Origin of the sequence: Imperialibacter sp. (assembly GCF_040222385.1) — a bacterium.
In the GTDB taxonomy this organism is placed as follows: Bacteria; Bacteroidota; Bacteroidia; order Cytophagales; family Cyclobacteriaceae; genus Imperialibacter.
The window spans coordinates 21,744-33,338 of the sequence record NZ_JAVKDF010000023.1 but is presented as its reverse complement, the minus strand read 5'-3'; the positions used below and the strand labels follow the sequence as shown (position 1 = coordinate 33,338).

The window sequence follows — 11,595 nt, the reverse complement described above, 5'->3', positions numbered from 1 at the left end:
CGTGCCGTTACAGGAATAAGCGTGATGAGCGTTGGCCTACATGAGGTTGGCCAGCAGCATTAGTAGCCGTTCTTTTTTTCGAACCGAGACGGGTAAGGTCACGTTACCCTCCAGGTAAATAATGCCTCCTTCACGTTTATCGAACTTTTTGATCTTACCGACATTAACCAAATAAGACCGATGTACACGGAAGAATCCATTTTTCTCCAGCATCGCCTCGTACTCTTTGAGATGAGTAGACACCATAATCTTTTGGCCATCGATCAGGTGGAAAGTGGTATAGCTACCTTCAGCTGTACACCAGAGAATTTCTTCCAGCTTAATTACATGTAAAGTTTCAGCTTCTCGCAGTACGAGCTTCTTTTTATCCTTGGAGAGCTCATGAATATTGTCCATCAAGATGCTGATCTGAAACTCAAATTTTGATTTTTCCATCTCCAGCTTCGCCTTGTCAACTGCTGCCCATAAGTCGTCCGAAACCACTGGCTTTAGCAGATAGTCGATGGCACTGAACCGAAAAGCCTCAATGGCGAACTGATCATACGCAGTAACAAAAACAACCTTGAAATCTCTCCGATCGCATCGCTGCAATAGGTCAAATCCTGTTCCGTCTTCCATTTGGATGTCAAGAAATACCAGGTCAGGCTCCAGTTCATCTATTTTCTGCAAGCCCTCTTCGACGCTTCTAGCTGCGCCCACCAACTGGATGTCGTTGGGCTTAGCTTCCAACATGGCTTCAAGATTGCCTATGAAGGCAGATTCGTCGTCTATTACCAGGGTCCTTATTTTCATTGAGCGTAGGTTAATGGGAGTTCGAAAAATACTTTGGTGCCACAAACCAGCCCCTCTTTTACTATGTCGTTTATATCCATCACCGCACGTTTTTTGAATGATTTCTCCATGTTGGCCAGTCTATCAATTGTGATTTGTGTGGCCAGCGATCGATGTGCTTTATTGCGCTGATTGAACGACGCCTGGTCTCTACCGACACCGTTGTCTTCTATCAGGATCTGCAGATGGGTAGCAGTGGATGAGAATTTAATGGCAATTTTTCCATCTCCTTGCTTGTTCATGATGCCATGTTCAATCGCATTTTCGAGAAAGGGTTGGGTAATCATGGGTGGAATCAAAAGCTCGTTGGATTCAACTTCACTATCAACACTTAACTCATGCTGAAATGGCTCATCGAACCTTAACTGCTGGATAGCTATGTAATTTTCGATGAACTTGATCTCGTCCTCTAAAGAAATAAAATCTCGCCGGTTGAGCTCTAAAATCTGGCGAGTCAGCTGTGAGAACCTGGCCAGGTAGTCGGCCGTGCGCTGACGATCTGTATTCTTAAAAACAAGGTTTTGAATGGCGTTAAGTGAATTGAACATAAAATGAGGGTTTAATTGTACCCTCAGCAGCTTCTGCTTGAGGTCATTTGCCTCTTTGTCTTTTCTCAAATTACGCTGCCTATAAAAGAGCACCCCGACAACAATGATCCCCACCAATACAACTGCCACCACAATTAGCAGCAGGTTCCGTCTGCTCAGCTGCAGTTCCTGGATTTCATTTTGCTGTTGGAGCTGCAGAATTGATCGGTCCTTTTTCGATGTCTCATATTCTGTTTGAAGTTCCTCAATCCTGGCCATATTCTGAGCCAGCTCAAGGCTATCGGTTAGCACATCGTATTTTAAATAGGCATCAAGTGCCATGTCAAAATGACCTGCCTCACGGTATATTTCAAATAAATTCTTTCTTGCCCGAATCAGCTGCTCGGGGTCTCCTATTTGTTTACTTATCTCCAAGGATTGTAATGCACTCTTTACTGCCTCCTTCGGTCGATTTTTTTTAATAAAAAAACGAGAGTTGATCTCATGCCCAAAAGCAATATTCTCTGTCAGTCCGATCTTTTCCGACACCGCCATCATTTCATCGTTTACCACCTTGGCACTATCCACCAGGCCAATCTCCATGAGTAAATCTGCGATGTTGAAAAGATAAACGGCGGCATTCACTTCGTCATGGATGTCCTTTGAGCCCAGGTAAGCTTTTTGAAAAAGCAATAAGGCGCTGTCCAGTTGGTTTTCTTCTCTGTACACGTGCGCCAATCCATTTGTGATGAAGTACCGGAGATTACTGTAAGCCGAATCAGCTGCCATTTGTTCAGCCTGCAGGAAGTAAGATTTCGCTTTTTCAAAGTCCTTGACTTCAAAAAAAATAGCGGCTATCTGAATCAATGCACTGATCTGTACTGAGGGATTAGGGATGCGCTCGGCAATGCTATCAGTTTTTTGCAAGTAAGTGATCGCTTCTCTGTATTGAGCATTGTCACGTAATGCAGCGCCAATGCCATAATTGATAATTGCCCCCAGGTTGACTGCTGCCGACGATTGGTTACCATCCAAAAGTTGCATGGCCTCTTTAAACGCAGCCACTGATTCTTCGTATTTGGAAAGGAGTTTATAGCTGTTCCCAATACTTTTCTTCGCCCTGGCCGCATAGAGTTTCATCTTAGTTTTTATGAATACCTCAAAAGCGGAGCTGGCCAAGGTCAATGATTCCGCCGGGTCCTCGTAAAGTATCCCTTCTGCCAGAAAGTATTTGCCTATGGCTGCCAGCGAGTCAATTTCTTCTTTGGCACCATATTCCATGATTTGTTTTGCATACACCTTTACAGAGTCACGACGATTTCCTTCAAGATTTGTATTCGCCCTATCTATCGCCTGCGTGGCCGCCTGGGTCAAGCCACAATGACTCATGAAAGATAAGGCTGCGAGAAGAAAATACTTCATTGCGAAAAGTTAGTCAACGGCATCAATTACCCGACCTGCAATCAGCAAGCGTCGCCTTAAAGATAATGAGTGAGATGATTTTAGAAACAAGCGTTTTGTTCGACGAGGTAAATTGATTCGGTAGCACAAACTATCAAACAAAAAACCCCGCCAATGGCAGGGTCTTTCGCAATGATCACGGTTGTTGTGGATCACCTTTCGATAATCAGTCTTTGTTTAATTCTTTCTCCAGTTGTCAATTCCAATTCAACAATGACCACACCGGGCACAAGGTGCGACAGATCGATACTTTCCCGTGTTCGATAATTGTTCACCGTCAGCACCCTGTTACCCGACAGGTCAAATAAGCGCACAGTTGTTATAGTAGTAGCATTGAATGTAATGGCATGACTGGCAGGGTTAGGATAGGCAATGATCCCCTGGTCAAAAAGGTCGTCACCCACTCCTGTTTCCAGTTCGATGCTTACCTGAGCGGTAGCTTCGCAGCCATTTGCGTCTTTCACTGTGATGGTGTAATCACCCGGTGTTAGGTCAAATAAATTGCTTTCCTGAAAGTCGGTGCCATTGCTGGAGTAAGTGTAGGGTGAAGTTCCTCCTTCGGCGGTAGCTGCTACGGCACCACCTATTTCACTTAGTGAAAGCGATAATACCGAAGGAGAAGAAATAACCGCAGTCGTTTCCACTGTGCATCCTGACCCATTTTTAACAGTGAAAGCGTAGTCACCCGCCGCCAGTCCGTCGAATGTAGCAGCCTCCTGAAAGCTTTCGCCATCCAGGCTGTAACTATAAGAGGCATTTTCAGGGCCAGTAACCTGCAAGCTTACCGAGCCGTCAGTCAGGCCAGAGCAGGTGACATCGGCGGCAGTCGCCTGCACGGAAAATCCATTCGGCGCTGTGATGGCCACAGCTACTTCTACTACGCAGCCATTAGCATCTTTTACTGCTACTGCGTAGTCGCCAGCAGCAAGTCCAGAAAAACTGTTGCTTTCCTGAAAATCGGCCCCGTCGATGCTGTAGCTATATGGTGCTGTTCCACCCGCAGCTGTGATGTCGATGCTTCCATCGGGGCCATTGGTGCAGGTCGGGGAAATTGATCCAGCCTCGACTGTAAGGACATTTGGCTGCGTGACAACAGCCTCAGAGATAGCCGTACAGCCATTTGCATCTTTCACTGTAAGGGAATAGGCGCCAGCTGCAAGGCCGGTAAATTCGCTGCCTGCTGCAAAGTTGATTCCATCTATGCTGTATTCATAGGGAGCTGCGCCTCCGCTGGGTGAGAGGCTAATAGCACCAGTTGAAGTACCATGACAGGCTACGTTAGTGACTGTGGCCGTTGGGGTAATAACTACAGTAGCACTGACATTTATGTCTGTCAAAGTCGGGCCACAACCATTGGCATCTGATACTGCTACGCTGTAGGTGCCCGGGTTGAGCTGATCAAACACATTGCTCGTCTGCGGCGCTCCACCATTGATACTAAAGGACAGCGGCGCCACACCATTCGTAACCTCGATGGTCACCGAACCATTCAGGCTTCCGATGCAGCTGGCCTCCGTGGTGGTTGCCACTGCCAATACTTCGTCGGGTTGCGTCAGTGAGACATCGGCTGTTGCGGAACATCCCTTACTATCCTTAACTGTCACCGTGTAGTCACCGACCGACAACCCCGTGAAGTCAGAAGACGTTTGGTAGTTTGTGCCATCTATGCTGTAGGTGAGGGCGCCGGTGCCCCCCGAGGCGGAGGCAGCAATCGCTCCGCTGCCGTTCTGGTAGCAAGTGAGGTTGGAAGCGTTCAGCGACAGCACCAATGCCGATGGCTCAGAAATGGTGACGGAGGTGGAGGTTCCCGTGCATGCGTTGACGTCCTCTGCAGTAACAATATAAGTTCCGGGAGCCAGACTATTGAACGAGAAAGTGCTGGTAACCGGCGTGGCGTCCAACACTGTGCCATTTAGTTTCAACACGAAGCTGCCAGTGCCGCCCGCAACAGTTCCGGAAATAGTGCCGTCATCCTCACCATGGCAAGTGATGTCGGTAAATGCTGAGATCGTAACGACGACCAGATCTGGTTCGTTCACGACAAGTGATTGGCTTATCGTACACCCCTCTGTGAGCTCCCTGGCATACACTGTATAGTCGCCTGGAACGAGTCCTGAAAAAACCGTATTAGACGAAAAACTGGTCCCGTCAATGCTGTATTCGATGACTCCCTGGCCACCGCTTGCGCTAATGGTTATGACGCCATCTGCTCCGCCATTACAAGTGACATCGTCTGCTGTTGCAGCAGAAAAAGATACAGGCAAAAACCTATACTCATGTGCCCCCACGTCGACCGTATTGTCAAAAACCCTGCCACCACCGCCAAAGTCCAGCGCTGATGAGCCAGTGATGAGTATATTGTCGCCCGAGTTGATAGCTGGTGAGCAGCCTTTGAGGCTTAAGTCGAAATTTGCAACATCCAGAAACTGCGGATCCTCCACTATAACCGTATTGGCTGAACTCCCAAAATCAAGAATTGAGTTGTTAATGGCTGTAATGCCGCCAACACTGCTTCCATTTCCAGAGGTGCTACCCCAAATTATAGAGTTGTTGATGGTCAATGTAGCTCCTGACGCTGTGCCATTAATAGCACCATAAGAATTGCCAGCACTATTATTATAAAGCGTGCAGTTTTCGAGGGTCAGGTCTCCTGAAGGTCGAAGGTTAAATGCACCTCCTGAGCCACTTTTATTCTCTATGAAAATACTGTTAGAAACATGGACCTGATTCCGGTTGACAATCGCACTCCCAACGTACGAAGAGGTTGCGAAAAACCCGTTAGTAATGAACGATGAGTTGGAAACAAGGATGGTGGAGTTGACATTGGCATCATTTGCCTGCACGCAAGCCCCTAAATGCCCCAAATTGTGTTTGAACCGACAGTTATTGATAATTAAGTTATTGGCAGTCCCGCCCATTGAAATGGCACCGCTTGTCGCGCTATATGACAAAGCATATATGCCCTCAAAGAAAAGTCCATCCACCAGGGCATAATCTGCAGCGAGATCCCCCACCGTCAATATTCCGTACGAATTATCCGTGCTGTCATTTTTGACGCCTATATCTGCCGAGAGTCGGGTCACATTGGCATCGATATTGCGCTGAGACAAGGCCGTTTCCGAGCCAGCAAAGCCTCCATATATGCCGACATAGTTTTTGTGGATGAATGTGATACTTTGAGTGGTCGTCGTTGTGGGAAAATAGTCTCCCGCCTTGACCCAAACTTGCGACGGGTAATCCAACGACCCTGAATTGGCCGCCAAATCGATGGCGCTCTGCAAATCTGTAAAAGCATTTGCCCAGCTGGATCCATCGGCCGTACCAGCAGCATCAGGGTCAACAAATACTACCCTGTTTCCACTTGAGGTGAAATACGCACTTTTAGTTGCCACACAACTATTGCCGTCCTTGACGTAAATATCGTAGGAGCCGGAAGCGTTGATCGACAGCTGATTGCCTGACTGGTAACTAACGCCATTGGGGCTATAACGGTAAGGGCCAACGCCTCCTGTGGCCGTTACTTCAATCTTATTGCCGACAACGCCCTCAACGGTTTTGAAGCTAAACTCAACAGCCGCTGGTTCGGCTACCGTAAACTCTTCACTATAAATACATGTGCCATCGGTGGTATAGATAGTATGGCTTCCGGCAGCCAGGTTTTGGAAAACAGAAATACTTGAAAAATTGATGCCGTCTTTACTGTAGGTAGGCAAAGGACCAGTGCCGCCTCCTGCGTTTACGCTGATCTGCCCTGTCGCCTCACCATAGCAAACTGCATCACCTACTTCTACAGCAGAGAAGAAAAGTGGCGTTATCTGGTTTTCATAAGCGCCCAGGTCGATGGTGCCGTTAAATGTTCTACTGTTGCCCGCAAGATCGGTTGTCAATGAACCGGGGAGGATAGAATTGTCACCCTGATCCACCGCAGGAGAGCAATTAGAGATGCTGAAATCACCATTGGCTGCATCGGTGAACTGAGGGTCGGGGGTGATGGTGTTACTTCCAAATGTAAAGGCATCCTGCACAAGGTTATTACTTGCAGTGATGTTCTCGGAGGCATTCCCTTGAACAGTAATGTCCGTTCCGGTATTCTGCCAAAAAATATTGTTGTGAATAGAGCTGGCAATGGGAGTTCCCTGATTTTGTAAAAACAATCCATTACCGCTGTTACTGGCAAAAGTAGAATTTGATACAGTCACAGTTCCCAGCTGAATGTAGATAGAATGGACGTTTCCGGTGAAAAGTGAATTATACACTTCTACAGCACTTGTGGACCAAATAGCGGTTCCAAAATTGTCAAGAAACTTGCAGGAGTAAAACCTGGCTGATGGCGATCCGTAACCTAAAACAGAGCCAAATCCTACGTCATTACTAGAAAAAGTGCAATTGCTAAATGTTACACTAGTGGGAGTTGCTCCTGACTCAGGGGTGATGATTCCAAAGGTGGAGACGTTGGATGGGTCATAGGCATTTTCTATCACAAATCCATCAAAAAAAATAGGGCCGTTTACACTGGCATCTATCAAGAACAATCCCTGCGAATTGTCCGTCCTATCATCTAGAACTCCGATATCCCCCGATATTACTGTTAGGTTTTTACCAATATCCCGCTGACTCAGGGAAGATTCGCTACCATCAAAACCTCCGTACATCTCCACATAATTCTTGATTTTGAACCTAATTGTCCGGTCCGTGCCCGTCGTTGGTTTGTAGGTGTCAGCCTTCACCCAAACCTGTACAGGGTTTGACGAGTTGGCTACAGTGGCAGCCAGGTCAATGGCCGATTGAAGGTCCGTAACCGCATTGGCCCAGCTGGCACCATCTCCATTGCCTGTGGCGTTTCGATCTACATGAACTTTTTGGGCCCATGCTCCCGAACAAACCACTAACAGCGTGATGACTACCATGACCCGCTTAAGTGCTGTATTTCTTTGCGAATAGGTCTGCGAAAAAGTATCCATGATATTTGCCTTTTTTCTTTGAAAGTGGCAAATAATTCACCGGATAATACCAGCAATTGACAGGGGGTTTGGCTGGATTGACGAAGCGGGCGTTTGCGTTGACGGCTACTGCCGCAGCTTGCTCAATATTTCTTTCAATACATCTGCGGCTATGGAGATGGGCAACGTTTCGTCGTTCTTCATCAGGATTTCTCCTCTCGACCGATCAATTCTCTTGATGTTATAGATATTTATCAAATATGACCGATGAACCCTTTCAAAGCCCTGGTCTACCAGTAGTCTTTCGTACGTCTTAAGGTGTTTCGACACGACCAGCTCAGTTCCGTCCTTCATCTTGAATTCGGTATAGCTGCCATTGGCATGGCACCAAAGTATGTCCGGAATATCCAGGATGTGTAAACCATCCATGTCGGAAAGCACAATCTTCCTGGTATTCGCCCCTGGCATAAGGTTGTGCACCAGCGTGGTTAGCTGTTTATGCACCAGGTCTTTCCCAATATTGGTCGTAGCCCTGTTAACCGCTTCCGACAATTCGTCCGGGTCGACCGGTTTAAGCAAATAGTCCACGGCACTCAGCTTGAAAGCCTCCACAGCGTAGTCGTTGTGAGCCGTGACGAAAATAACCTGCATTTGCATTGGCTCAAGACTCTTCAACAGCTCCAGCCCCGTTCTTTCGTCGATTTGGATGTCGAGAAACAGAATCTGCGGGCGAATTGCTCTGATAAGTTCAATGGCCTCCTGCGATCGCTTAGCTGTGCCCACCACTTTTACGTGTGGACAGGTCATCTCCAACAAGCCTTTCAGATCGTTGATTACACTTTCTTCATCGTCAACTACAACAGATGTGAACATGCTATAAACCGTTTTTTATTAATGGCAGCTGATACACCACCAGCGTGCCGCTTCCATTGCCCTTGCTGCTGAGGTCTTCGACTGTGAATGCCAGTTTGGTTTTTAATTTCCTGCTGAGCAATTCCAGTCTGTCTCTGAATATCTGGATAGCCTTCGAATCATGATCCTTCGGGCCACTTAAGTGCTCTATACCAATGCCATTGTCCTGAATTCTAAAGAGCAGTTTTCCATCCTGACTACTACAGCTGATCTGAACCATTCCTCCCGTCTCGACATTCTTAAAGCCGTGTTCAATAGCATTTTCTATAAATGGCTGGGCAAGCAATGGCGGCACATACACCTCAACCATGTCAAGCCCCTTCTCTATATCAATTTCAAAAACAAACTTTTGAGCGAACCTTGTCTGTTGAATTTCGAGATAAAGTTGAAGAGCCTTTAGCTCCTCCTCCAGAGTGACCCATTCTTTTGAGCTCAACTCCAACACAGTCCTCATCAGCTTGGCGAATTTCCCCAGGTAGGTAATTGCCTCCTGCACATTTCTTCCGTCGAAAAGGAATCCTCTTATGGACGACAGTGCATTGAAAATAAAGTGGGGATTTATTTGCGATCGCAAAAGCTGCTGCCTGTGAATGGCCGTCTGCTCTTTCTGCTTATTTAGTCGCTGTTTCAGATAAAAAAATACAGTAGCGAACAACAGTAAAATAATAATGATGCCTGCCAGCAGTATAACGAACTGCTCCCTACCCTTAAGCCGCAGGATTTCATTTTGTTGGGTGAGCCCGCTGATCTGCAGCTCCTTCTTTTCGGTTTCATATTTTTGCTCCAGCTCATTCACCAGCTCAGCTTTTTCAATCCGAAGCAAACTATCCTCAACAGTTCTCAATTTTTCCAGCTCTTCCAAAGCCGGCTCAAATGCTCCGATGATCTTGTAGGCTTTGTATTTACTCTCGGCTATGATCATTTGGTAAAACTCAGAACCCAGCTCCCTGCTGAGCATTTCGGCGCTATCGAGATAGTGCAGGCCTCTGGAAGTGTTGCCAAGACCGAGGTAACCATCGGAATACCTGATATGGGCCAGGATCAGCGTTTCAGCGATCGCAAACTCCCGGTATTTCATGATCGAATCGCAAAACTGCAAACACCTGGTGTACTCTTTTCTGATATAGTACACAGCTGACTTGACGTTGAAAAGCTGCGAAATCCTGGTTTGAAAGTGGTTGGCATACGACACCGGCAAGGCCCTTTCTACCAGCAGAAGCGCTGAATCGAGGTACCGACTGTCAGAGCTGCCCAATTCTGCAAACTGAGAGGCACCACTCGTTAATATCCCGACCTTAATCCCGGGGTCTTCAACAGTCTCTGCCAGCTTCAATGCCCTGGCCGCATACTCTTTTACCTTATCGGGTTGCTCCTGCTGACCAAAAATAGACACCACATTCATATACGCCTGAGCCAGCTTGTCAACACTGCCCAGCTGCTCATTGATGGCTGCTGATTTTAGAAAATTATCGATAGATTGATCATGAACGTCCTGTCGGTCATAGACATAGCCCAGGGCATTGTAGGCGTCAGCCAGTCGTTGCTTCTCCTGAACTGAGCCGCAGATTTCGACTGCCTCCTCCAGCACCACAATGGCCTCGTCAAACGCTCTCATCCTGGCAAGGGTATTCCCCTTCATTTCCAATGCCTGACAGCGGAGAGCCATTAAATTTTGCTGGCCGGAGAGAAAAATAGCCTGGTCGGCATAAAAAATGGCAGAGTCGTAGATGCCGCTGGAAAGCCGGTGATAGTCGGCCAGCTGTAGGCTTGCCAATAGCTTTTCGCCGGCAGCTCCACTACGAAATTGATGGTACAGGCTATCCGGCTGCGCACCTGCAGGGAAAGAAAGGATGAAAAAAATAACTGCAAAAAGCCTGCTCATTAACAACCGTGACAACCTGAACAAAAAACAAACGCTTACCCAATTAGGGAAATTAAAAGCTAATATTTTCATCAGGCCCATCAATTGATGAGCGCCTTGTTTGAATCAACCAAATGCGATTTCCAATTGACGAAGCAGCCTTGCTACCTAAACATCACCTCCGCCATCACTGGCAGGTGGTCGCTGGGGTATCTTTTCTCTATGGCATCCGACAGCACGGCATATTTTCTCACCAGCACCTTTTCGTTGACGAAGATGTAGTCGATACGACGGGTGAGGTCGGCGTTGTGGTCGAAGCCGTTCCATGTTCCGTAGGGGCCATAGGGCGGGTTTTCGCTCAGATTGCGGGCGTCTGTTAAACCTTCGGTAAGCGTTTCGTAGGCCTTCGTTTCAGGCTCCGAGTTGAAGTCGCCGGTAACGATCACCGGCAGGTTGCCAGCTATTTCTTTGACCTTCTCAATGATCAGCATTGAAGAATTTGTTCTGGCCTCCACGCCTATGTGGTCATAATGCGTGTTAAAAATGTAAAAGTCCTTTCCCAGATGTCGGTTCTTCATTTTCGCCCAGGAGCACACCCTTACAATGGCCGCATCCCATCCCTTGGAGGGAACGTCGGGAGTATCGGACAACCAAAAGGTACCTGAATCAAGCACGCTGAAAAGGTGTTTGTTATAAAGAATAGCTGAAAACTCTCCTTTGGCGATACCGTCGTCTCTGCCCACTCCCAGCCAACTATGGTCAGGCAGCCTTTCTTCAAGGTCTTTGAGCTGGTGAAGCAAAGCCTCTTGCACACCCACTATTTCGGCTTCATGGAATCTGACAAGATCGGCGACTGCGTCTTTTCGGTTGGGCCAGGCGTTAATGCTGTCGTTGGGCGTATCGTATCGGAGGTTGAACGACATCACATTGAAAGACGGTATTTCTTTCTTTTTGCAGCCTGTGGCTACTATTAATAACAGTAAGGAAATGGCTAAGAGATTTTTCATCAGTAAACGGTAGGTGGGTTTAATAAAGCTAGAAGTAGCAAGGTGCAAAATTTGTG

Annotated in this window: 6 protein-coding genes; all 6 read right to left on the bottom strand. The window is 47.3% G+C overall.

Annotated elements, in window-relative coordinates; translation table 11 throughout:
• Positions 1-36: 36 nt before the first annotated feature.
• Entirely contained in the window at positions 37-792 is a 756-nt protein-coding gene (locus RIG68_RS10335; protein WP_350121890.1) for a LytR/AlgR family response regulator transcription factor, read from the bottom strand.
• On the bottom strand, positions 789-2,780 hold the full coding sequence (locus RIG68_RS10330) for a histidine kinase (protein WP_350121888.1): 1,992 nt from the start codon (positions 2,778-2,780) through the stop codon (positions 789-791). The genes RIG68_RS10335 and RIG68_RS10330 overlap by 4 nt, the downstream gene beginning before the upstream one ends.
• Before the next feature lie 191 nt (positions 2,781-2,971).
• Entirely contained in the window at positions 2,972-7,780 is a 4,809-nt protein-coding gene (locus RIG68_RS10325) for a T9SS type A sorting domain-containing protein (protein ID WP_350121886.1), read from the bottom strand.
• A gap of 105 nt (positions 7,781-7,885) precedes the next feature.
• Positions 7,886-8,632: a LytR/AlgR family response regulator transcription factor gene (locus tag RIG68_RS10320; RefSeq protein ID WP_350121884.1), complete on the bottom strand. Its 747-nt coding sequence runs from the start codon at positions 8,630-8,632 to the stop codon at positions 7,886-7,888.
• 1 nt (position 8,633) lies between these two features.
• A complete protein-coding gene (locus RIG68_RS10315; RefSeq protein WP_350121882.1) occupies positions 8,634-10,553 on the bottom strand; it encodes a histidine kinase in 1,920 nt (639 codons plus the stop codon).
• Positions 10,554-10,696: 143 nt separating this feature from the next.
• On the bottom strand, positions 10,697-11,539 hold the full coding sequence (locus RIG68_RS10310) for an endonuclease/exonuclease/phosphatase family protein (RefSeq protein WP_350121880.1): 843 nt from the start codon (positions 11,537-11,539) through the stop codon (positions 10,697-10,699).
• Positions 11,540-11,595: the final 56 nt, after the last annotated feature.